Source organism: Aquamicrobium sp. LC103, assembly GCF_001014615.2.
Taxonomy (GTDB): Bacteria; Pseudomonadota; Alphaproteobacteria; order Rhizobiales; family Rhizobiaceae; genus LBCQ02.
The window spans coordinates 179245-201363 of the sequence record NZ_LBCQ02000004.1; the positions used below are offsets into that span (position 1 = coordinate 179245).

Annotated in this window: 28 protein-coding genes and 1 tRNA gene; 13 read left to right on the plus strand and 16 right to left on the minus strand. The window is 64.8% G+C overall.

Annotated elements, in window-relative coordinates:
- Positions 1-7 precede the first annotated feature (7 nt).
- On the minus strand, positions 8-406 hold the full coding sequence (locus tag XW59_RS09625) for a rhodanese-like domain-containing protein (protein ID WP_047144735.1): 399 nt from the start codon (positions 404-406) through the stop codon (positions 8-10).
- A 372-nt stretch (positions 407-778) separates the two neighbouring features.
- Here XW59_RS09625 and XW59_RS09630 point away from each other — a divergent pair, with 372 nt between their 5' ends.
- Positions 779-2917, plus strand: coding sequence for a L,D-transpeptidase family protein (locus XW59_RS09630; protein WP_047144736.1), 2139 nt, complete (start codon positions 779-781; stop codon positions 2915-2917).
- 158 nt (positions 2918-3075) lie between these two features.
- On the opposite strand, the gene XW59_RS09635 is transcribed toward XW59_RS09630, so the two are convergent.
- The 4 genes from XW59_RS09635 to XW59_RS09650 all read right to left on the minus strand — a co-directional run bounded on the left by XW59_RS09635 (position 3076) and on the right by XW59_RS09650 (position 4726).
- Positions 3076-3378, minus strand: a complete 303-nt coding sequence (locus XW59_RS09635; protein ID WP_136068090.1) for a hypothetical protein — start codon at positions 3376-3378, stop codon at positions 3076-3078.
- 71 nt (positions 3379-3449) lie between these two features.
- Positions 3450-3668, minus strand: coding sequence for a hypothetical protein (locus XW59_RS09640; RefSeq protein WP_047144738.1), 219 nt, complete (start codon positions 3666-3668; stop codon positions 3450-3452).
- A gap of 231 nt (positions 3669-3899) precedes the next feature.
- Positions 3900-3974: transfer RNA gene (locus tag XW59_RS09645), tRNA-Val, on the minus strand.
- A 68-nt stretch (positions 3975-4042) separates the two neighbouring features.
- Positions 4043-4726 carry a phosphoglycolate phosphatase gene (locus XW59_RS09650; protein WP_047144963.1) on the minus strand — a complete coding sequence of 228 codons (684 nt, stop codon included), beginning with the start codon at positions 4724-4726 and terminating at the stop codon, positions 4043-4045.
- A gap of 194 nt (positions 4727-4920) precedes the next feature.
- Between XW59_RS09650 and XW59_RS09655 the strand changes: the two genes are divergently transcribed.
- From XW59_RS09655 to gor, 5 genes are all read left to right on the plus strand, one after another.
- The gene (locus XW59_RS09655) at positions 4921-5256 is read left to right on the plus strand and encodes a hypothetical protein (protein ID WP_047144739.1); all 336 of its coding nucleotides are present in this window, start codon (positions 4921-4923) and stop codon (positions 5254-5256) included.
- Positions 5257-5337: 81 nt separating this feature from the next.
- On the plus strand, positions 5338-6066 hold the full coding sequence (locus tag XW59_RS09660) for a L,D-transpeptidase (protein WP_047144740.1): 729 nt from the start codon (positions 5338-5340) through the stop codon (positions 6064-6066).
- Positions 6067-6212: 146 nt separating this feature from the next.
- On the plus strand, positions 6213-6908 hold the full coding sequence (gene rpiA, locus XW59_RS09665; protein ID WP_047144741.1) for a ribose-5-phosphate isomerase RpiA: 696 nt from the start codon (positions 6213-6215) through the stop codon (positions 6906-6908).
- A gap of 77 nt (positions 6909-6985) precedes the next feature.
- Positions 6986-7468: a DUF2059 domain-containing protein gene (locus XW59_RS09670; protein WP_246666048.1), complete on the plus strand. Its 483-nt coding sequence runs from the start codon at positions 6986-6988 to the stop codon at positions 7466-7468.
- 177 nt (positions 7469-7645) lie between these two features.
- Positions 7646-9037, plus strand: coding sequence for a glutathione-disulfide reductase (gene gor, locus XW59_RS09675; protein WP_047144743.1), 1392 nt, complete (start codon positions 7646-7648; stop codon positions 9035-9037).
- Between the two features lie 10 nt (positions 9038-9047).
- On the opposite strand, the gene XW59_RS09680 is transcribed toward gor, so the two are convergent.
- Together XW59_RS09680 and XW59_RS09685 are read right to left on the minus strand one after the other, a co-directional pair.
- Positions 9048-9668, minus strand: a complete 621-nt coding sequence (locus tag XW59_RS09680) for a PilZ domain-containing protein (protein ID WP_047144744.1) — start codon at positions 9666-9668, stop codon at positions 9048-9050.
- 110 nt (positions 9669-9778) lie between these two features.
- The gene (locus XW59_RS09685; RefSeq protein ID WP_047144745.1) at positions 9779-10420 is read right to left on the minus strand and encodes a PAS domain-containing protein; all 642 of its coding nucleotides are present in this window, start codon (positions 10418-10420) and stop codon (positions 9779-9781) included.
- Positions 10421-10785: 365 nt separating this feature from the next.
- Here XW59_RS09685 and XW59_RS09690 point away from each other — a divergent pair, with 365 nt between their 5' ends.
- Positions 10786-11547: a rhomboid family intramembrane serine protease gene (locus tag XW59_RS09690; RefSeq protein WP_047144746.1), complete on the plus strand. Its 762-nt coding sequence runs from the start codon at positions 10786-10788 to the stop codon at positions 11545-11547.
- A 9-nt stretch (positions 11548-11556) separates the two neighbouring features.
- Here XW59_RS09690 and XW59_RS09695 read toward each other — a convergent pair whose 3' ends face one another.
- Together XW59_RS09695 and XW59_RS09700 are read right to left on the minus strand one after the other, a co-directional pair.
- Entirely contained in the window at positions 11557-11994 is a 438-nt protein-coding gene (locus XW59_RS09695) for a RidA family protein (RefSeq protein WP_206077698.1), read from the minus strand.
- Between the two features lie 74 nt (positions 11995-12068).
- Entirely contained in the window at positions 12069-12902 is an 834-nt protein-coding gene (locus XW59_RS09700) for a glycosyltransferase (protein ID WP_052958075.1), read from the minus strand.
- 163 nt (positions 12903-13065) lie between these two features.
- On the opposite strand from XW59_RS09700, the gene XW59_RS09705 reads away from it, so the two are divergent.
- Positions 13066-13497 (plus strand): CBS domain-containing protein, encoded by a 432-nt coding sequence (locus XW59_RS09705; RefSeq protein WP_047144748.1) that lies wholly within the window; start codon positions 13066-13068, stop codon positions 13495-13497.
- 50 nt (positions 13498-13547) lie between these two features.
- On the opposite strand, the gene XW59_RS09710 is transcribed toward XW59_RS09705, so the two are convergent.
- Positions 13548-13805, minus strand: coding sequence for a YjhX family toxin (locus tag XW59_RS09710; RefSeq protein ID WP_047144749.1), 258 nt, complete (start codon positions 13803-13805; stop codon positions 13548-13550).
- A gap of 286 nt (positions 13806-14091) precedes the next feature.
- On the opposite strand from XW59_RS09710, the gene gatB reads away from it, so the two are divergent.
- From gatB to XW59_RS09725, 3 genes are read left to right on the plus strand one after another with little or no spacing between them, the layout of a single operon-like run.
- Positions 14092-15594, plus strand: coding sequence for an Asp-tRNA(Asn)/Glu-tRNA(Gln) amidotransferase subunit GatB (gatB, locus tag XW59_RS09715; RefSeq protein WP_047144750.1), 1503 nt, complete (start codon positions 14092-14094; stop codon positions 15592-15594).
- A gap of 5 nt (positions 15595-15599) precedes the next feature.
- Positions 15600-16100, plus strand: a complete 501-nt coding sequence (locus XW59_RS09720; protein WP_047144751.1) for a GNAT family N-acetyltransferase — start codon at positions 15600-15602, stop codon at positions 16098-16100.
- Positions 16101-16149: 49 nt separating this feature from the next.
- The gene (locus tag XW59_RS09725; RefSeq protein WP_047144752.1) at positions 16150-16611 is read left to right on the plus strand and encodes a GNAT family N-acetyltransferase; all 462 of its coding nucleotides are present in this window, start codon (positions 16150-16152) and stop codon (positions 16609-16611) included.
- Here the strand turns inward: XW59_RS09725 and XW59_RS09730 are convergent.
- Entirely contained in the window at positions 16595-17095 is a 501-nt protein-coding gene (locus tag XW59_RS09730; protein ID WP_047144753.1) for a hypothetical protein, read from the minus strand. The genes XW59_RS09725 and XW59_RS09730 overlap by 17 nt on opposite strands.
- 150 nt (positions 17096-17245) lie before the next feature.
- On the opposite strand from XW59_RS09730, the gene XW59_RS09735 reads away from it, so the two are divergent.
- A complete protein-coding gene (locus XW59_RS09735; protein ID WP_047144754.1) occupies positions 17246-17644 on the plus strand; it encodes an NADH:ubiquinone oxidoreductase subunit NDUFA12 in 399 nt (132 codons plus the stop codon).
- Positions 17645-17770: 126 nt separating this feature from the next.
- Positions 17771-18205, plus strand: coding sequence for a DUF2155 domain-containing protein (locus tag XW59_RS09740; RefSeq protein WP_082137516.1), 435 nt, complete (start codon positions 17771-17773; stop codon positions 18203-18205).
- A 27-nt stretch (positions 18206-18232) separates the two neighbouring features.
- On the opposite strand, the gene aat is transcribed toward XW59_RS09740, so the two are convergent.
- The 5 genes from aat to XW59_RS09765 form a co-directional block, all read right to left on the minus strand.
- Complete coding sequence (gene aat, locus XW59_RS09745) at positions 18233-18847, minus strand: leucyl/phenylalanyl-tRNA--protein transferase (RefSeq protein ID WP_047144755.1); 615 nt, start codon at positions 18845-18847, stop codon at positions 18233-18235.
- 15 nt (positions 18848-18862) lie between these two features.
- Entirely contained in the window at positions 18863-20206 is a 1344-nt protein-coding gene (accC, locus tag XW59_RS09750) for an acetyl-CoA carboxylase biotin carboxylase subunit (protein WP_047144756.1), read from the minus strand.
- Between the two features lie 12 nt (positions 20207-20218).
- Complete coding sequence (gene accB / locus XW59_RS09755) at positions 20219-20686, minus strand: acetyl-CoA carboxylase biotin carboxyl carrier protein (protein ID WP_047144757.1); 468 nt, start codon at positions 20684-20686, stop codon at positions 20219-20221.
- A 32-nt stretch (positions 20687-20718) separates the two neighbouring features.
- Positions 20719-21156: a type II 3-dehydroquinate dehydratase gene (aroQ, locus tag XW59_RS09760; protein ID WP_047144758.1), complete on the minus strand. Its 438-nt coding sequence runs from the start codon at positions 21154-21156 to the stop codon at positions 20719-20721.
- Positions 21157-21303: 147 nt separating this feature from the next.
- Entirely contained in the window at positions 21304-22116 is an 813-nt protein-coding gene (locus XW59_RS09765; protein ID WP_047144759.1) for a DsbA family protein, read from the minus strand.
- Positions 22117-22119: the final 3 nt, after the last annotated feature.

Sequence of the window (22119 nt, forward strand, 5' to 3'; positions counted from 1 at the left end):
GCGGGCGTCACGATTTGCGCTCGTCCGGCAGATCCACCGGCAGGCCGGCCTCCTTCCAGGCGGAAAAACCTCCTTCGATATGCTTGACCGGCGACAGGCCCATGTCCTGCGCCGTCTTGGTGGCAAGCGCCGAACGCCAACCGGCGGCGCAGAAGAAGATGAAGGTCCTGCCGGACGAGAACACCGGCTTGTGATAGGGGCTTTCGGGATCGATCCAGAATTCGAGCATGCCGCGAGGACAATGCTCCGCGCCGGAAATGCGGCCTTCGCGCTTCAACTCGCGGATGTCGCGCAGGTCGACCAGAACCACGTCGCCATCCCGCGCCATCCGCTCGGCTTGCTGCGGGCTCACCGCTTCGATCTCGGCATTCGCCTCTTCCAGCAGCGCCTTGTAACCCTTCTTCATCGGCCTTCTCCTATTCCTTCGAGCCGATGAGCCGGCTTCGGGGATCATGCCGCCCGCGCGGCACGGGCGCAAGGTGGCGGCGGCGAGCGCGCCGGGCGGGCTCACCGGAAGTTTATCGGACGCCTGCCGGAAATAGCCGCGCCGGCAAGCCTTCCTTAACCATGGGCGCGCATGGTCGGCCTCCCGCGGCGGTCCGCCTCACATGCCCGAATCGATCTTTCTCGCAGTTCCCGAGGCAACGGCCGCCAAGCTTCGTCGGGAAGACACGGGAATCATGCTATGGCGTTCGAAAAGCGCGATTGCGGTGGCAGCGACCAGGGGAAATTCGCTGCGGCGTGAAACACGCGGCGCGCTCGAAGGAAGGGGTTTGAAATGAAGTTCTTGCGGCGTGATCGCCTGGCTTTCTCGTGCAGCTCGCTGGCGGTGGTGCTGGCGTTGAGCGCGGCTCCGGCGTCGGCGCAGACCCTGCTCGAAAGGTTCTTCAACGTGAACCGGAGCGGGCCGCAGGTCGAACGCCAGGCGCCGCCGCCGCAGGCGGCTCCCGCTGCTCGCGCCGTGCCGGCGGCCACCGCCCCCGCGAGACGCGCCGCGCCGCCGCCGCGCGTTTCCGGTCCGCAATATTACGACTACAAGACCGACAGCCTGGTGCGGGTGGATTTTTCCGCTCTTGCCCTCGCCATGGGCGCGCTCGCTCCGCATCCGGCCTCGATCGATCCAGGCACGGTCGGCGCGACGGAGAAGGTCGAATCGGACACCGACGAAGCGACCGCCGCGTCGAGCGGCGTTCGGGAAGAAATGCCGGAAGCTGCGGATCGGCAGGGGGCATCCGACGATAGCGGCGAGGCGGCCGGGCAGCCTCGGACGGCCGCGACCGAGGCTGCGGCCGAAACCGCATCCGAAAGGCGCGAGATCGAGGCCGGCACCGGCGCGGTGGCGGCGATTTCCGCCGTGGCGGTGATTTCCGAGACGCTGACAGCCGAGGAGATCGCCTCCCTTCAGTCCTTCGAGCTCTTCGCCGAGAAGGGCGCCGCCGAGGCGATCGCGGCGCATTATGCCGCCAATCCGAGCTTCATCTGGGTGAGCGACGGCAAGCCCAACGACAGGGCGCGGGAAGCGTTGACGGTGCTGGGCGACGCCCGCAGCCACGGGCTCGATCCGGCCGACTATTCGGTCACGGTGCCGAATGGCTCCGGAGAGGAGGGCAAGCTGACCGCGGAAGGCATGGCGCGGTTCGAGATGACGCTTTCGGCGCGCATGCTGCGCTACGCGCGCGACGCCCGTTCCGGCCGCGTCGATCCCAACCGGCTGTCGGGCTATCACGATTTCAAGATCGAGCCTGTGGACCATGCCGGCTTGCTGGAAAAGGCCCGTACGAGCGACGACGTCGCGGCCTTCCTCGAAGGCCAGCACCCGCGGAACGCGTTCTACAAGGCGCTGCGCGTGGAGCTCGAGATGCTGCGCGCAAGTACCGAGAACGAAATCGTAATCGCGCCCGACACGCTGGTTCGTCCCGGCGAGAGCAACCCCGAATTTCCGAAGATTCTCAGCCTGATTTCGGCGAAGGCCGACGCAGCCTTCCGGACGGCGCATGGCGAGACGCTGACGCGCCATCTCGGCAGCGAGACCTATGCCCAGGAACTGATTCCGGTCATCAAGGCGGCCCAGCTCGCCGCCGGGCTCAAGGACGACGGGGTGATCGGCCCCCGCACGGTGCAGGTGCTGGCGGGCGATTCGAAGGCCTCGCGCATCGCCAAGGTGGAGGTGGCGCTGGAACAGCTCCGCTGGCTGCCGTCGGATTTCGGCGACCGCTACGTCTTCCTCAACACGCCGGCCATGGACGCGACCTATGTCGAGGGCGGCAAGGAGAAGCTGTCGATGCGCACGGTGGTCGGCAGCCTGGCGACCCAGACCTATTTCTTCAAGGACGAGATCTCCTATGTCGAGTTCCATCCCTATTGGGGCGTGCCGCGCTCGATCCTCGTCAACAAATACCTGCCGAAGCTCTACAGCGATCCTTCCTATCTCGACCGCAACGGCTTCGAGGTGGTGAATTCGAAGGGACAGACGATTCCTTCCTCCGCGATCGGCTGGGGCCAGTACGGCGCCAACGTACCCTACAGCGTGCGCCAGCGGCCGGGTGCCGGCAACGCGCTGGGCGAACTGAAGATCATGTTCCCCAACAAGCATGCGATCTACATGCACGACACGCCGGAAAAGCACCTGTTCGGCCGCGACAGCCGCGCCGTCAGCAATGGCTGCATACGCCTGCAGGACCCCCGCGCCATGGCGGCCGCCGTGCTCGGCTGGGATCGCGGCCGGCTCGATCAGCGGTTCAACGGACGTAATTCGCGCGCCAATCTCGACGTCAAGGTTCCGGTCTACGTCGCCTATTTCACCGCGTGGCCGGATGCGGCGGGCGAGGTTCACTACCACCACGACGTCTACGGGCGCGACGCGAAAGTGCTCGAAGCGCTCGCCAAGGTCGAGAGCCTGCGCGCGCCGAGCATCTGAGCATCGGCGATCGCAAGGCGCGAAGCCGGTCTGCGGCGCGGCATGGTCTCATCGCCGGTCGTTTCAAACGGAAGGGGCATGCGTGCCGTCCCGGGCGGAGCATTCAAGCAAACCGAGGATTTGCAATCCTCATTTGCCTCGACGGTTCGAGGAATGCCTCAGTCGCCGGCGGCGCATTTTCCCTGGCCCACATCAAGCCGAAACGAGCCTGGGCCTGGCTGGGAGCCTGCCTCCCGATGCACGACGACCTCGACGGCACAGTCGCGGCTTTCAAGCCGGTAGCCATCTTCCGTCTGCGTGATGGTTGCGATCGGCTGCTGGCGTAGCGCGTCGGCGACGTCGTCATGACCGAGAACGGCGTGCAAGACCCTTGCGCTGTCGTAGTAGCCGGCCAGGGCCGCCGAGGCGGGACTGGTGACAAGGCTGGTGAATAACGCGAGCGCAATGCATCTCGTAAGCATCGGGCATCCTTTCTGCATGACGGAAACGTTCTGGTAACACGCGCGAAAGTGCAATGCCATGCCGTCCCCGCTCAAGGGGATGGCCGCGCCAGCGCATCCTTGAGAGCGGCGATACACTCGGGGCAAAGCTCGATCGTATACCGGTATCGGGAAGCGTCGTAGATGCCGTCGGCCTCGAACGAGAGGACGAGGCATTCACCGTCTCGCTCGATGTCGGATGCACTCAGCGTTTGGCGGCTGATGAGTTTTCTTCTACCGGGCCTTTTGGCCGGCTCGACGTAGATCTTCATTTTTACCTCAAGCCCAAGTTGAGGCGTCTCAGCCTACGGATAGTCAGCGCGCCGTGCACCTACCATTTGGTAGCAATGCACCGGCTGCCCGAGGACGGCCGCGTCAGTCCAGAACCGGTCGTCGGGACGCGCGGAAGAAATTCCAGCTAAACCGGTTTCGCACGCAGAACGAAACCGGGTGTGCGAGTTCTGGAAGACTGTCTTTCATCCCATGCCGGCCGTTCGGCCGCATGGTGGGCGCGACAGGGATTGAACCTGTGACCCCACCCGTGTGAAGGGTGTGCTCTCCCGCTGAGCTACGCGCCCGCCGAGGACCGCTTCGGCCCCGAGGAGCCGCGATATAAGGGCGGGTCCGGGGTCGAGTCAAGAACGGATCAGCGCGCCGCGGCGAAGATCAGGCTTTCGGCCATTTCGACGGTGAGTTCGTCGAAATGCGAGATCACGCGGGACGGTTCGAATTCGCGCACATGGCGGTCGGTATAGCCGAAATCGACGGCGACGACGGGGATGCCGGCGGCCTTGGCCGTGTCGATGTCGGTCTGCGAATCGCCGATCATGATCGCATGACGCCGGTCGCCGCCCGCCTTCTCGATGGTCGAGAGCAGGTGACGGGGATCGGGCTTGCGGAAAGCGAAGGTGTCGGCGCCGCAGATCGCCTCGAATCGGTGGTCGAGCCCGAGCGCGCTGATCAGCGCCGTGGAGAGCTTTTCGTATTTGTTGGTGCAGACGGCGGCGATGTAGCCCGCCGCCTCGAAACGGTCGAGTGCGTCGACGACGCCGGGATAGGGCATCGAGCCGCCCGGTATGTTGTCGCCGTAGTGCGACAGGAAGGCGGCCTGCAGCTCGTCGAGCTGTCGTTCCGCCAACGTCTTCTGCTGGGCGGCGAAGGCGCGCTCGATCATGACGCGGCCGCCCATGCCGACGAAACGGCGCAGGGCCGTCTGCTCGGCCCTGATCAGCCCGGCGATCTCCAGGCAGTGATTCAGGCTGGCAAGCAGATCGGGGGCGGTGTCGATCAGGGTACCGTCGAGGTCGAACACGACGATCGGCTTTGTCATCTCGTTTTTTCCGTTGGTTTGAAAGATGCGCATGGATAACCCGCGTTCCTCGCCGCGGCAAGGTTCCGCGACCATCGGGCAGCGGGACCGACTGTGGCAGCAAGGCCACATCTCGCGGCGCGCGCACCGTTCGGCGGGCTCCGGCGGGCAACGCTGCAACATTCTCGCCATTTTCCCTGCCTAGCCCGGCTGACATGGAACGTCTGAGGTCCGTCCTGATCCTGATCATCGCCTGCGCGGCCGTTTTCGGCCCGGCGCTGTCGGCCGCGCACGCCCATCAGAACGTCCGGTTCTGCGAGAAGCTGGCGCAGTTCCAACAGAAGGACGACGCGCGCGATACAGCGTCTTCCTCGACCGAGCATGCAACCGTCGTGCCGTGCGGCGGAGCCTGCGCCATTCTTCCCGAGGCGATGCGGTTCGGCGTGCCGGCCGTTGCTTCGGGCTACATCGACCGCAAGCCACAGGCCGAGGCGAGCAAGCTTTCCTTCCTTCCGGACCGACCTCCGCGCGGCCTGCTCCTTTCCGCCTGAACGGCCGATCGGCCAATCTTTTCATCGTTTTGCGGGCCACGCTTCCTGCGGTCGGCGAACCTGATCATATGAGTATCGAAAATGTCCAAGCTTCATTCGGCCGCCCAGCGCGGATCCGGCCTCGTCGCCCGTCGCGCATTCCTCGTCGGGGCGGGCGCGCTCACCCTTTCCGGCTGTATGTCCACGCTTCGGAGCCCCCCGGCACCGGAGCCGGCGCCTCCGCCTCCGCCGCCCGCGAGGCCGCTGATGTACCAGGCGCTTCCCGAGGAGCAATTCTCCGTTCCCGCCGTCGACGTCTCGCAGATGGGGCCGCAATGGTGGCGTGAGGAAGTCGACTATCCCACCGCCGAGAAGCCCGGCACGCTCGTCGTCGATACGGCGGCGAAATATCTCTATCACGTGAAGCCCGGCGGACGGGCTATGCGCTACGGCATCGGCGTCGGTCGCGAAGGCTTCGCGTGGCAGGGGCGCGCCGTCGTCGCCTACAAGCGCGTCTGGCCGCGCTGGACGCCGCCGGATTCAATGGTCGAGCGCCAGCCGGAACTCGAACCCTACAGCATCGCCAATGGCGGTATGGATCCGGGGCCGACGAACCCGCTCGGCGCGCGCGCCCTCTACATTCACCAGAACGGGCGCGACACGCTCTATCGCGTCCACGGGACCCATCAGCCCTGGTCGATCGGCCGCGCCGTCTCGTCCGGCTGCATCCGCATGATCAATCAGGACGTCGTCCACCTGCACGGCAACGTCCGCGACGGCAGCCCGATCGTCGTCATCCACGATGGCGGCATCGAGGTCGCGGCCGCCTGAGGCCCGGTCGCGGCGTCCCGGTCCCGGCGGCGGGCCCGGGACGCGCGCCACGCCCGCCGAAGGCATCGGCTTCGTCGCCACGGGCGCAAAAACATTTGCCCGTGGCCGTAAAACTGCTAGAGCGGGGCAGGGAGAAAGGCCTCGCGATGGATGCAAGAACACTCAAGATTGAAGCCGCGCGCGTGGCGCTTTCGCATGTCAGGGACGGCATGAAGCTCGGAATCGGTTCCGGTTCCACCGCCGAGGAATTCGTGCGCGTGCTCGCCGTCGAGGTGGCGGCGGGGATGAAAATCACAGGGGTGCCGACGTCGGAACGCACCGCGACGCTGTGCCGTGACCTCGGTGTGCCGCTGTCCACGCTCGACGAGATGCCGGCGCTCGACCTCACCATCGACGGCGCGGACGAGATCGATCCGCAGCTGACGCTCGTCAAGGGCGGCGGCGGCGCGCTGTTGCGCGAAAAGATCGTGGCGGCGGCCTCCGATCGCATGATCGTGATCGCCGACGCGTCGAAACTTGTGGATACGCTCGGCCGCTTTCCGCTGCCGATCGAGGTCAACCCGTTCGGGCTCAAGGCCACGGAACTGGCGATTTCCCGCGCGGCGACCGCGCTCGGGCTTTCCGGGCCGCTGCAATTGAGGATGCGGGACGGCGCGCCGTTCCTCACCGACGGCGGTCATTTCATCATAGACGCATCTTTTGGCCGCATTCCGGATACAAGAGCGCTGTCTGATGCTCTGCATGCCATTCCGGGCGTGGTCGAGCATGGTCTATTTCTGGGGATAGCGGACGCTGCGGTGGTGGCGGACGCGGACGGCGTCAAAACCTTGCACGCCGCGTGACAAAACAGGGAGCTTTCACGATCATGATGCTGGTCAAATGCGCACGCCGGGCCGCTATGGCAGCAGTGCTCTTGGCGATGGCCCAAACCGCCCATGCGCAAGAGATTTCGGACAGCCATCTCGCCGCGGCGCGAGCGGCCATCGATTCGGTCGGCGCCACCGACGAGTTCGACCTTATCCTGCCGCGCGCCGCGCAGGCGCTGAAGGCGGAGCTGATACAAAAGAATCCGGACATGCAGTCGCTGATCTCGTCCACCGTCGACGAGAAGACGCTGGAACTGGCGAAGCGCCGTTCCGACCTGGAGCGCGAGGCGGCTCTCGCCTATGCCAAGGTCTTCAACGAGCAGCAGTTGAAGGAGATAGGCGAGTTCTACTCCTCCGACACCGGTCAGAAGCTGCTCGAAGACGGCCCGATCATCGCCCGCGAGGTCGGCCGCGCGGCCGAGATCTGGCAGCGCGGCGTTGCGCGCGACCTTGCCCAGCAGGTTGCCGAGGTGCTTTCCAAGGCTGCCCCGACGGCAAATCTTCCCGAAGGGCAGGGCACGACCGCCAATCAGTGATCCGCCTGGATCGACAGGTTCCGTTTCGAAGGATGGCCCGGACACCCGTTCCGGGCTTTTCTTTTGCCCGCGCGATGCTTAGGTCTTTGCCGGGCCACAACAGATTGGTGAGCATCGGAATAGCCGAAAATCGGATTCCACTTCGGCCCGATGCTACAGAAATTCCGGAGCAGGCGCATGAGCGAGTTCGACTACGACCTTTTCGTGATCGGGGGAGGGTCGGGCGGCGTGCGCGCCGGCCGGGTGTCGGCGGCGCTGGGCAAGAAGGTGGCGATCGCCGAGGAGTATCGCTTCGGCGGCACCTGCGTCATCCGCGGCTGCGTGCCGAAGAAGCTCTATGTCTATGCCTCGCAGTTTCCCGAACATTTCGAGGATTCGGCGGGATATGGCTGGACGGTCGGCGAAACGTCCTTCGACTGGCGTACGCTCGTCGCCAACAAGGACCGCGAGATCGCACGGCTCGAAGGGCTCTACCGCAAGGGGCTGGAAAATGCCGGCGCCGAGATATTCGAGAGCCGCGCCGTGCTCGACGACCGGCACACGGTCCGCATCGTCTCCGAGAACCGCACCGTCACCGCGCGCCATATACTGATCGCGACCGGCGGGCGTCCCAACATGCACGAGGCGCTGCCCGGCAACGAATATTGCATCTCCTCCAACGAAGCCTTCGACCTTCCCGAACTGCCGAAGTCGATCGTGATCGCCGGCGGCGGTTATATCGCCGTCGAGTTCGCCAACATCTTCCACGGGCTCGGCGTGGAGACGACGCTGATCTATCGCGGCAAGGAAATTCTCGGCCGCTTCGACATGGACATGCGGCGCGGCGTTCACAGGGAGATGGAGAGGAAGGGCATCCGCATTCTCTGCCACACGATCTCGAAGGGCATCGTCAAGCGGCCCGACGGGCGCCTGGAGGTGAGGCTGTCTGACGACGAAATCATCGTCGCGGACCAGATGATGCTGGCGATCGGGCGCTCGCCGAATACGGAAGGGCTGGGGCTGGAGGCCGCCGGCGTGGAGACCGGGCCGATCGGCGAGATCGTCGTCGACGAGCTATCGCGCACCAATGTCGACAACATCTACGCCATCGGCGACGTGACCAACCGCGTGCAGCTCACGCCGGTCGCGATCCACGAGGCGATGTGCTTCGTCGACACCGTCTTCAGGGACAGGCCGACGCCGCCCGATTTCGATGCGATCGCGACGGCGGTCTTCTCGCAGCCGGAGATCGGCACGGTCGGGCTTTCCGAGGACGAGGCGGCCAAACGTTTCGACGAGCTCGAAATCTACCGCGCGGAGTTCCGGCCGATGCGGCACACGCTGTCCGGCCGGCAGGAACGCATGATCATGAAGCTGGTGGTGGACGCGACGACGCGCCGCGTGGTGGGCGCGCATGTGCTCGGCGTTGACGCGGGCGAGATGGCGCAGCTTCTGGGCATCGCGGTCAAGGCGCGGCTGACCAAGGAGGATTTCGACGGCACGATGGCGGTTCACCCGACGGCGGCGGAGGAACTGGTGACGATGTACCAGCCGAGCTACCGCCTGAGGAACGGCGAGCGCGTGGAATAGCCGCCCGGCCTCAATTCCTGCCCGCGCGGTTGAACTCGGCGTCGAGGGTTTCCGGCCTCTGGACGACCGCGAACTCGATCGCGATGCCGTCCTCGAAATGGCGCACGACCTGACCGCGCATCGTGCCGAGCGTCACCAGCACGCCGAGCGCCGGCTTGACGTCGATCTCGACGGCCGCGCCGGAAAGCGACAGATCGATTATGCGGCATTGATACTGGCGGCCGTCGGAAAGCACGAGCATGCTCATCGGGTTGCGCGGCGCCACGCGCTCGTGGCGGCGGTCCTCCGGAAGGTCGAGCTCGTGCTTGTTGGCAAGCCAGGTGAGCTGGGCGGCGAGCTTGTCGCGCTTGCGCTCGGACGCCACGATCGTCATGGCGAAGCCCCCGTCGAAGATGCGGGTCACCGCGCCCTCGATGCGGCCGATATGGTCGAGATAGGCGATGACGCGCTCGCCGATCTCGCCGCTGCGATCGGCGCGGAAGGCGACGTTGCCGGGCGACATGTCGATGACATGGCAGGGATATTCAGAGCGGTCCTCGAGCATGAAGCGTCCGTAGACCTTGACGCGGACGCGCTGAAAGTTCCGCCGTTCCGCCCTCGACGGCGCGATGTGTGTCGCCGCAATCCCCATGCTATCGTCGCCCCGCCGATAAAATTGTTCCGCCACGCGGAATGGTCGCGCGGATCGTAGTGATTGCCGGTTAACAAGGGGTAAGCCGAGGGGGGAGAAGGGCCTTCGCGTTAACCTTCGCGACCGCCGTCGAAGACGATCAGGTGGCGGATGCGGCGTCCGCCTTCGCCGGGCGCGCCTCCGTCGCGCAGCATGGAACCGGCGCCGGGCGCGATCGAGGGAACCTTGATGGAGGCGCGGCTGCCGAGAAAGACCTGCTCGCGTTCGGGATCGACCACGCGCAACGTGTCGATGCGGTTTTCCACGATCGGATCGGCACCGAGCCAGAAGGGCTTGGAAGCCGGCGTTATCGCGCCGAGCAGGCGCGGGCTGCCGAGCCCGCCCTCGAGCGGCAGCAGGATCATCTCGAAGGAAAGCGTGTTGTCGCCGCGGCTGGCGCCGGCGAAGGTGACGACGACAACCGCCTTTTCCTGGAAAACGCTGAAGGCGAGCCGGGCGATCATGCGCTGGTCGCGCGTCGACCAGATCAGCGGGAAGGCGTAGCCCTTGAGCTCGCGCCCGTAGGTGGCGCACAGCCGGGTGCCGGCAAGCCGGAAGATCGCTTCGCCGCGTGTATCCTTTTCGAGGATGAAGGTGTCGGCCAGCAGCGATTTTATCTCCGCCGGCTCTATCTCGGTACGCCTCGGGGCGGGCCGTCCGTCCCGCAAGGTGTCCCAGTATCGGAACAAGGCGATCGATCCATCCTGATTCATGTTTTGGCGCGGCTCCCTAGACCTTTGCGGATGTGCCATCGGTGAACAGAATCGAAGCCCTCCGACGGTCTACATGCCCGGCCAAGCAGGTTGTGTGCCAGTCCCGTGCGCCGTTGTTAACGGTTCTGAGGGTCGTTAAGGTTAACAAATGGTTTCGATTGCGGGCCGGCGGGCGCCGTGGCAATCAAGGGCTCTACTCCATGAGGACAGCGCTTCAGCACGGGCGTTCAGTCAAAAAGCTTCAGGGGACGAGCAGGGGGCTCGGCAGGCCGTTCAGGGGATACCCTGGGCGGCCTTTCTATTTGGCGACCGTTCTGATACCCGCGTGGGACGATCCCAACTGACGAACGACGATCGGACGGAAGATGAGCGAAGCTGGCCCGGACGGCCGACCCGAAGGGATTGACCAGGCCGAAGAGGCGAGGGGCCGCGAGCCGATCTTCAACATGCCCGCCGTGGTCGTTTGGCTGATCGCGGCCTGCGTCGGCGTCCACCTGGCCCGCCTCTATCTGCTCGACCAAGCGCAGGATCTGCAGCTCATTTTGCGTCTCGCCTTCATCCCGGAACGTTATTCCGGACGTTATCTCATTGATATATGGGCGTTTGTGAGCCCTTTCAGCTATGCCTTCCTGCATGGCGGCTTCGCCCATCTCGCCGTCAACGTGATCTGGCTCGCCGCGTTCGGCTCGCCGCTTGCGAACCGCATCGGCGCGGGCCGCTTCCTATTGTTCTGGGCGTTCACGTCGCTGGCGGCCGTCGGCCTGCACTACGTGCTCCACCCGCTCGATCAGGCGCCGCTGGTCGGGGCCTCGGGCGCGATTTCGGGGATGATGGGCGCGGCGGCGCGGTTCGGATTCCGCATCGACCGCAGCAAAGGCAAGGGCGCGTTCGCGGGAAGGATCCTTTCGATCCCGGAGGTCTTCAGCTCGCGCATGGCGCTGACCTTTCTCGCGGTGTGGATGGCGGTCAACCTGCTCGCGGGCTTCGGCTTCGGAACTCCCGGTGGCGACGCGCGGATCGCCTGGGAAGCCCATATAGGCGGCTTCCTCGCGGGCTTCCTCGCCGTGAGGCTGTTCGACCGCAAGGCGGGCATGTCCGAACCGCCAACGAGGGGCGGAAGCGTCTAGATCGCGGCCTCAGGCTCCGCCGCGACGCCTGCAGATCACGCGGATTTCCGCCAGGGTCCCTTCGGTTATCAGCTCCGTTATCCCGATTGCCGACCACGCGGGATAGGGCGGTTTGACGAACTCGTCCTTCACCTTGACGAACGCGTCGAGATGCTGTCGCAATCCCACGTGGTAGGTCGTCATCTCGACCACGTCCTCAAATCCAAGCTTCGCAGCCTCAAGCGTTTCGCCGAGAAACCGAAATGCGTCCCGAAACTGCGCCTCCGGATTCTCCGCCACGGAGCCGTCGGCGCGGCATCCCGTAATCCCGGAAAAGAACACGAACTCGCCAGCGTCGAGCGCCGGGGAAAGATGCCATTCATCGCGAAAGTGCTCGAAGTAGGGAGCTGAATAGGTCTTGCGCATGACTTCACCTCCTTGTCCAAGCATAGTTGCCGACGCGCGCATCCGCGACCCGATTCTTGCGACGCTGGGAGCGGGACGGCCGCTCCCGTTCCCGGCGTTCTCCCAGGTTCGTGCCATCATCCCCGATTGGACTGACGCGCGGGGCCGACCGCCGGCACGTTCACGCGCCTGGCGAGCAGCAAATGGAAGCGCGGAGACAGCCTTTTGCTGAAGACGAGCCGCTCCCTGTCTCCGACGAGATTGTCGAAGGAGGTCTCGCGCTTCTTCTTCACCAGGCTGAGCCGGTGGCCGAAGAGGCTGATCGTGAGCTTTCGCGAGTAGTTGCCGATCCACGAACCGTTGAAATGGTGGATGGCGAAATTTTCCCTGCCGTCCTCGGGGGTGCAGAAGAAGAAGCTCGGGAACACCGTGCAGCCTTCAGCCAATGTCAGCGTGGACGAGCCGTGGAAGGGCGGGGTGACGCCGAAGCGCGATTGGAAATGCCTGGTGATGGCGTCCGTGTTGGGGGAAAGGTCGTATTTTCCGTTCGCCTTGAGGAAGCTGCGGCCATCATAGGCGGCGAGCAGTTCCTCGACGATCCCGTTTCCCGGTTCCGCCGCCATCAGCGCGGTTATCGGGGCGAATTTCCCCTGGTAGTTCTCGAAGCCGGTGACGAAGCGATGGCCGCGGAACCGCTCCAGATCGCCCGTGACCTCGAGGTCGCTGTCGAAATAGAACCCGCCGTACCGGCTGAGCGTGTAGAGGCGGATATAGTCGGAGACGAAGGCCCATTTGCCGGCGGCGAAGGCTTCGCGGGCGTAGCGATTGTCGAGCTCCGCGAAACGCTCATTGTTCCATTCGACGATCTCGTAGCCGGGAAGATGGCGGCGCCAGCTCTCGATGCACCTTTCCACGAGTTCGGATTTCGGGCTGGTTCCAACCCACACATAGTGGATGATCTTCGGTATCATGTAGAAAGGCCGGCGCGAGACAATATTCGCCCCTCTTAGTCGCTTTGCCGCAAAGAACAAGGGGCCTTGAAAAGCCGCGACACACGTCGCACCATACAAAAGGCGGGAGGTTCGTCCTTGGACGGACGAGAAGCTTTGTGGCATCAGCCGAGAGGAGCGCGCTATGACTGTCAGGGCAATTCTGGATGAAAAAGGTCACGATGTGGTGACGCTCGATCCCAGCGCCACTGTCGAGGAGGCCGCGCGGCTGCTCCGGGAAAAGCGCATCGGCGCGGTCATCGTCACGAAGGGAGACAAGCGCATACTCGGAATCCTCTCCGAGCGCGATATCGTGCGCGCGATCGGCGAGGCGGGCGCGGAGGCGCTGCAACTGACCGTCGACAAGGTGATGACCGCCAAGGTCAACACCTGCAGGGAAAGCCACACGGTCAACGAGGTGATGGAGATCATGACCCGCGGCCGTTTCCGCCATCTTCCGGTCGAGAAGGACGGCAGCCTCTACGGGATCGTGTCGATCGGCGACGTGGTGAAGCGGCGCATCGAGGATGTCGAGCGCGAGGCGCAGGAGATCCGCACCTATATCGCCACCGCCTGAGGCGGGAAGGCCCGCCGATGCGGGCGCACCGGCGGGCCTGGTTCGAGGCGTCAGCGGTTGTCGGGCCGCGCCCGCACCAGTTCCAGCCCCCGGCGGGTGATGCGATAGGGCCCGCCGGCGGCCGAGGCGACCGCCTTCTTGCGTTTCAGCTTCCTTAAGAGTTCGAGGTCGAAGCCGGCGAAGCGCCAGCCATCCCTCGTGTGACAGTGGGCGGTGTCGACCCGCCCCTCGTCGTTCTTTTCGAGCTCGATCCATCCGCCCTGCGCGAGCAGGTGCAGAATGCGCTGTTCCGCGCGTGAAATATCCATTTTGTCCGTAGTCCCGGAAACCCGGCCCGAAGGGCCAACGAAAAACGCCGCGGCCGTGATACGGCGCGGTTGTTCAGTGGTTTCACGCCCTGCCTTCGGTGAAGGTCAGGGCCTCAGCGGGACTCAGACTGGTTGGACATAAAAGCTCCCTTGGAAGGAGCCGCTCATATAGCCGCGCGTGGCCGGAAAATCCAGAGGCGACCGCCTGTCGTCTTGCCAGCGTTCGACAATTGGACTAGCGACAGACCCAGCAAAGCCCACACATCTGACCAGCGACCGGATTTCCATGACCATCGTCGACACCCGCACGCCCGATCCGAAACGCCTCATTCCCGGCGCGACCGGCGACTGGGAAATCATCATCGGCCTGGAAGTCCATGCGCAGGTGACGTCGGAGGCGAAGCTGTTCTCCGGCGCTTCGACCGAATTCGGCGCGGCGCCCAATGCCAATGTCAGCCTCGTCGACGCCGCCATGCCCGGCATGCTGCCCGTCATCAACGAGGAATGCGTCAGGCAGGCGATCCGCACCGGCATCGGCCTCAAGGCGAAGATCAACAACCGTTCGGTCTTCGACCGGAAGAACTATTTCTATCCGGACCTGCCGCAGGGCTACCAGATATCGCAGTACAAGCAGCCGATCGTGGGCGAGGGCACCGTCATCGTCTCGGTCGGTCCCGACAAAAAGGGCGAGTTCGAGGACATCGAGGTCGGCATCGAGCGGCTGCATCTCGAACAGGACGCCGGCAAGTCGATGCACGACCAGCATCCGACCATGTCGTTCGTCGACCTCAACCGTTCCGGCGTCGCGCTGATGGAAATCGTGTCGAAGCCGGACATGCGGTCCTCCGACGAGGCGAAAGCCTATCTTTCCAAGTTGCGCAGCCTGCTGCGCTATCTCGGCACCTGCGACGGCAACATGGACGAAGGCTCGATGCGCGCCGACGTGAACGTTTCCGTGCGCAAGCCGGGCGAGCCGTTCGGCACGCGCTGCGAGATCAAGAACGTCAACTCCATCCGCTTCGTCGGCCAGGCGATCGAATACGAGGCGCGGCGCCAGATCGGCATTCTGGAGGATGGCGGCCAGATCGAACAGGAAACGCGGCTCTTCGACCCCGGCAAGGGCGAGACGCGCTCGATGCGCTCCAAGGAAGAGGCGCACGACTATCGCTATTTCCCCGATCCGGACCTGCTGCCGCTGGAGTTCGACCAGGCCTATGTGGAGGCGCTGGCGAAGGACCTGCCGGAGCTGCCCGACGACAAGAAGGCGCGCCTGATCGGGACGTTCGGGCTTTCCATCTACGATGCCTCGATCATCGTGTCGGAAAAGGCGATCTCGGAGTTCTTCGAGAAGGTGACCGAAGGTCGCGACGGCAAGTCGGCCGCGAACTGGGTGATCAATGACCTCCTCGGCGCGCTCAACAAGGCGGGCAAGGACATCGAGGAGTCGCCCGTTTCGCCCGACCAGCTCGGCGCCATCCTCGACCTGATCAAGGAAGGCACGATCTCCGGCAAGATCGCCAAGGACCTGTTCGAGATCGTCTGGAACGAGGGCGGCGATCCGCGCGAGCTGGTCGAAAGCCGCGGCATGAAGCAGGTGACCGACACCGGCGCCATCGAGGCGGCGGTGGATGCCGTGATCGCCGCCAATCCGGACAAGGTGGAGCAGGCGAAGGCCAAGCCGACGCTCGCCGGCTGGTTCGTCGGCCAGGTCATGAAGGCGACCGGCGGCAAGGCCAATCCGCAGGCCGTCAACGACCTCGTCAAGGCCAAGCTCGGGCTCGAGGATTGACGGTCATGTTCGTGCGCACCGCATCCGAGCGCGATCTCGATGCCGTGCGCGCGCTCCTCGTCGAGACCTGGCACGACACCTATGACGGCATCTACGGCGCCGAGCGCGTGACGGAGATCACCGACGACTGGCATTCGATCGCCTCGCTGCGGGCGCGACTGACGCGGCCGCATTCGGAATTCCTCGTCGCGGACGACGGCAAGCGGCTTGGCGGCATGGCTTTTGCCGACGCCACGGACGAGGGCAGGACCGTCATGCTGCGCCAGCTCTATGTGAGACCGGGCTTTCAGGGCAGGGGCATAGGCGGTCTTCTCCTGGACGAGATCGAGAGCTGCTTCCCAGAGGCCGGCAAGCTGCGGCTGGAGGTGGAGGAGGCGAATGCCAAGGCCGTCGCCTTCTACCTCGCCCAGGGGTTCGCGAAGGTCGGCATGACAGCCGACTGCGGCGCGCGGCGATCGGGAATTGCAGCCGCTATCTACGAACGGCCGATCGTGTGGGTCGACTGAGTTTGGCCGAAGCTGGAATGCATCGAGTTTTCTCCGAGGCCGTCCCGACATGATACAGGATCTCGAAATCCGCGAAGCCCGCCGGGTGGACGTGCCGGCGATCGTCGCGCTGTTCGCCGCCGACACCCTGGGTGGGCATGGCGATACGACGGATGCCGCGGCGGGCGGCGACTACCTCACCGCTTTCGAGAAGATAGCGGCGAGCCCGAACGATACGCTCCATGTGGCGATGCTCGGCGGCGAGGTGGTCGGCACTTTCCAGACGACCCTTATCACCAGCATGACGGGACGCGGCGCGACGAGCATGACGATCGAGGCGGTGCAGACGCGCGCCGACATGCGCGGCCGGGGGATCGGCGAAAGGATGATTCGCTTCGCCATCGAAAAGGCGAGGGGCGAGGGCGTCCGCCTCGTCCAGCTCATGTCGAACAATGCACGCGTCGACGCCCACCGCTTCTACGAGCGGCTCGGCTTCGCCAAGAGTCATGCCGGCTTCAAGATGAAGCCGTGACGGCCGGGCGCGGGCTTGCGTTCTCTTCTTCCGCTATCTTGCGGATATGAACGGCGAAATCGGGGTCCTCTCCCGGCAGGAGCAGATCGAGGTTGTCGCGAAAATCCTCGCGCCGGCACCATTCGCGCATGAAATCCTCCCACGATCGCCACCGCCGCGCCCTGCGCTCGGACATGTTGTCGTCATAGACCACCAGATAGGCGCGCTCGAAAAGCGAGATGAGGATGCCGAACATCGCCAGCATGCGTTCCCTTTGCTCCTCAGTGAGGTCGAGGACGGCGGCGTTCGCCTGAAGCTTGAGGTCCGGGTTGTCGATGGCGAGCTTCAGGAAGTCGATATAGCCGTCCGACAGAATCTGGTAGATTTCCTCCTCCTCGTTCTCGCGCTGGCGGCGCTGCTCGTAGACGAAGAAGAAGATCGCCACCGGCAGACCGATCACGGTGACCATGTAGCTGAGCAATTCCCAGACCTGTATCATGGCCATGAGCGGCTCCTTCCCTTGCGGCGGCGGATATCGGAGCTTATGCGGGGAATAGTCCGCTGCCAATCGCCGCGCCGGAGTACAAGCCCTTGCCTTCAGCCGCTTTGGAGGCCATAAGGCGGCTGGATCAAATGGGGCTTGCCTGAGGATTCCATGACGACCTTCCTGAAACAGTTCTTCACCTGGTGGAACGGACAGACGCTGGGCACGCGCTTTCATACCTGGCGCAAGGGCAAGCGCGTCGGCTCGGACGAATTCGGCAATGTCTACTATGAGGGAGGCGTCGATCCGGAGGGTCGCACCCGCCGCTGGGTGATCTATAACGGCTATTCCGAGGCCTCCACGGTTCCTCCGGGCTGGAACGGCTGGATCCAGCACCGCGTCGACACGCCGCCGACGGACGAGGACTACAAGCCGCGCGAATGGCAGAAACCGCACGAGCCGAACCTGACCGGGTCAGCCGCGGCCTACCGGCCCAAGGGCTCGATCCTCGGCACGGAAGAGCGCCCGCGCGTCACCGGCGACTACGATGCCTGGACGCCGGGCAACTGATCCGTGGCTCCGACCCATTGCGGCCGGAGCTTTTATCGCCATAATTTCACGATAGGGCGTCGGGACTTGTTCGAAAGGGCGCTGCTGGTGGGACAGGGGCGACATGCAAGAGGGCCGCTTCTCGCGATGATTTCAGCAAACCTGCTTCGCCCCGGATTTCTGGCCGCCATTCTCGGCCTTTCGGCCTTCGGCATGCTCGCAGCGCCGGCGCTCGCCGAACGCGCGGTCAACCCGGTCGCCGAATTCGCCGGTCTCGACAAGATCACCGGGCGCATCACCACATTCGACGTCTATATCGACGAAACGGTCCAGTTCGGCGCGCTGCAGGTCACGCCGCGCGTCTGCTACTCCGCGCCGGACACGGAGGAACCCAAGACCGATTCCTTCGTGGAGGTGGACGAGATCACGCTCGACCGCAAGATACGCCGCATCTTCACCGGCTGGATGTTCGCCGAAAGCCCGGGCCTCAACGCCGTCGAGCATGCCGTCTACGACGTGTGGCTGAAGAGCTGCAAGGACAAGTCCGACGTGCCGCCGCCGGAAGCCTCCTCGACCAACTGAGCCGCCGCTCGGTTTCCCCGCCGGCGATCAGTCGAACCGGGCTTCGTCGCGCAGGGCGTCTTCCAGCAATGTCTCGTATTTGCGCCGGGGAATGTCCACCGCCCCGAACCGCTTGAGATGCTCCGTGGTGAACTGGGTGTCGAGCAGCACGAAGCCGCGTTCCCGCAGGCGCTCGACCAGCGCCGCAAGGCAGGCTTTCGACGCATCCGCCTCCCGCGAAAACATGCTTTCGCCGAAGAAGGCCCGCCCAAGCGTCACGCCGTAGAGACCGCCGACCAGGCGATCCTCGCGCCAGGCCTCGACGGAGTGGCAGTAGCCGCGATCGTGAAGCGCCGAGTAGGCTTCGCGAATCGGTCCGTTTATCCAGGTATTGTGCCGGCCTTCCGACGGCTCGGCGCAGCCTTCCATGACGCCGGCGAAATCCGTGTTGAAGCGGATGTCGAAGCGTCCCTGGCGGATGACCTTGCGCAGGCTCCTGGGCATGTGGAAGCCGTCGAGCGGGATGACACCGCGCGTCTCGGGCCTGACCCAGAAGATTTCACGATCCTCTGCGCTCTCCCCCATCGGGAAGACGCCGGACGCATAGGCCCGCAACAGGAGGTCGGGCGGAATGCGGTAGCCGGGGGCGAAAGGCCGCGTCATGACGGCCTTTCAGCCTCAGTCGTGCGAGGCGAGATGTTTCTCGAGCCAGTGGATGTCGTAGTCGCCATTGGCTATGTCCGAGTTTCCGACCAGGTCGCGGAAGAGCGGCAGCGTCGTGTTGATGCCGTCCACCACGAACTCGTCGAGGGCGCGACGCAGACGCATCATGCATTCCACCCTGTTGCGTCCGTGGACGATCAGCTTGCCTATGAGGCTGTCATAATAGGGCGGAATTTTGTAGCCCGAATAAACGCCCGAATCGACGCGGATGCCGAGCCCTCCCGGCGTGTGGAAATGGGTGATCGTGCCGGGCGAGGGGACGAAGGTCCTCGGATCCTCGGCGTTGATGCGGCACTCGATGGCATGGCCCTGGAAGCGCACGTCCTCCTGGCGGACCGAGAGGCCGCCGCCCGAAGCGACGCGGATCTGCTCGTGCACGAGGTCGATGCCGGTGATCGCCTCCGTCACCGGATGCTCGACCTGAAGGCGCGTGTTCATCTCGATGAAGTAGAACTCGCCGTTCTCGTAGAGGAATTCGATCGTGCCCGCGCCCGAATAGCCGAGGTCGGCAACGGCCGTCGCGCAGATATCGCCGATCCTGGCGCGGGCCTCGGCGTTGAGCGCCGGCGAGTTCGCCTCTTCCCAGACCTTCTGGTGGCGGCGCTGCAGGGAGCAGTCGCGCTCGCCGAGATGGACGGCGTTGCCGGCGCCGTCGCCGACGATCTGAACCTCGATGTGGCGGGGCTTTTCCAGGTATTTCTCGATATAGACGGCGTCGTCGCCGAAGGCGGCGCCGGCTTCCGAACGGGCGGTCGCGAGCGCGACGACGAGGTCCTCTTCGGAACGGGCGACCTTCATGCCGCGGCCGCCGCCGCCGGCGGAAGCCTTGATGATGACGGGATAGCCGATCTCGGCGGCGATCCGCTTCGCTTCCTTCTCGTCGCTGACCGCGCCCTCGGAGCCGGGAACGACCGGAATGCCGAGGCGCTTGGCGGTGCGCTTGGCTTCGATCTTGTCGCCCATGACGCGGATATGGTCGCCGGAAGGGCCAATGAAGGTGATGTTGTGGGCGGCGAGGATGTCGGCGAACTTGGCGTTCTCGGACAGGAAGCCGTAGCCTGGATGGATCGCGTCGGCGCCGGTGATCTCGCAGGCCGCGACGATCTGGTGGATGTTGAGGTAGCTGTCACGCGAGGGCGGCGGGCCGATGCAGACGCTCTCGTCGGCCAGGCGCACATGCATGGCGTCGGCGTCGGCGGTGGAGTGCACGGCGACCGTCTTGATGCCGAGCTCCTTGCAGGCGCGCAATACCCGGAGCGCTATCTCGCCGCGATTGGCAATCAGGACTTTCTGAAACATTCCGGTCCCGATCTATTCGATGACAACGAGCGGCTCGCCGAACTCGACCGGCTGGGCATCCTCGACGAAGATTGCCGTGACGGTGCCGGCGCGCGGCGAAGGGATCTGGTTCATCGTCTTCATCGCCTCGATGATGAGCAGCGTCTGGCCTTCCTTGACCTGCTGGCCGATCTCGATGAAGGGCGCGGCACCGGGAGCCGCGGCGCGGTAGGCCGTGCCGACCATGGGCGAGGCAACCGCGTTCTTGTTCTGGTCGGCCGGCTGCGGAGCGGGGGCGGCCTGCGCGGCGGGAGCTGCCGCGGGCGCCGGCGCTGCGTATGCCGGAGCGGGCGCGAAAGCCTGGACGGGCGCGGACTGCCGCGAAACCCGTATGCGCATGTCGTCCTGCTCCACCTCGATCTCGGTCAGGTTGGTCTCGTCGAGAATGCTCGCGAGGTCCCGAATGAGCTGCTGGTCAACACCGGCTTTCTTCGTCGACATCTGGCTATCGTCCTTGTCTTTTCGTTTGCCGGTCAAAGCCGGGCTGCGAGCGCCTGAAGCGCCATGACGTATCCGTACGGGCCGAAGCCGCAGATGACGCCGAGCGCGACCGGCGAAACCATGGATACGTGGCGGAACGCTTCACGCGCATGAATGTTGGAGAGATGCACCTCGGCGACCGGCAGCGGCGCCACCGAGCGCAGGGCGTCGTGGATCGCGATCGAGGTATGGCTGTAGGCGCCGGGATTGATGATTATGGCTTTCGCCTTCTCGCCGGCCTCCTGGATCCAGTCGACCAGCACGCCCTCGTGATTGGTCTGGCGGAAATCGACGTCGAGGCCGAGCTCCTTCCCCGCCTTGCGGCAGTCCGCGCCGATTTCGTCGAGCGTCTTGCCGCCGTAGATGCCGGGCTCCCGCTTGCCGAGCATGTTGAGGTTGGGGCCGTTGAGAACAAAAATCGTCTTGGTCATACGAAACATCCAGCCATGCGCGAAAAAGCTCGCGCGCGGGCACTTCTATAATCGGCATAAACCGCCCGGCAAAGGGGGCAAGTGGCTTCTTTTCCTGTCCACAGGCGCAAAAAGCCGTCGATGGAGAGGAAAAACGTCAAAACGGCTTCAATTGGTCAGGGCGCGCGCCGCCTCGATCTTCTCGGCGAGCGTTTCCTGGCCGAGCGCGCCGAAGACGACCTCGTTGCCGACCACATAGGAGGGCGTGCCGGTGATGGAGAGCTCGTTGGCGAGCGTGTAGGTTTCGCCGAAGGCTTTCGCGATCGCCGGATCCTTCATGGCCTCGCGCAATTGCGTCTCGTCGACGCCCTGGGCCAGTGCAACCTTGATGGCGGTCGCCTCGTTGGCGCGGCCGCTGCCGAGGAGCTCGCGATGGAAATCGCCGTACTTCTCCGGCGCAAGCGAGCGAAACGCCATCGACACGATGTGCGCCTGCTGCGAATCCGGCCCGAGGATGGGCAGTTCCTTCAGCACGAAGCGCAATTGCGGATCCGCGGCGACCAGCGCCTCCATGTCGGCAAGCGCGCGTTTGCAGTAGCCGCAATTGTAGTCGAAGAACTCGACGATGGTGACGTCGCCTTCCGGATTTCCGACCACGCCGTCATGGGCGGCGTTGAACAATTGCCCGGACATGCCGGAGATCACCTCGGTCTGGGCGACCCGCTGCTGCTCCTGCTGCTTGATCTCGAGCGCCTGCTGCACCTCGAGAAGGATTTCCGGATTGGCGACGAGATAGTCGCGCACGATCGCCTCCACCGCGCCGCGGTCGGCCGTCGCGACGGGCAGGGGCTGGCTTGCAGCCGCGGGAGCGGGGCTCCGTTCCGGCAGGCCGGCACCGCCGCTTCCCACCAGATAGCCGAGCCCGAGCATCCCGACGGAAATGACGGCGCCGGTGACGCCCAATGCGATTGCCTTACCCATTCC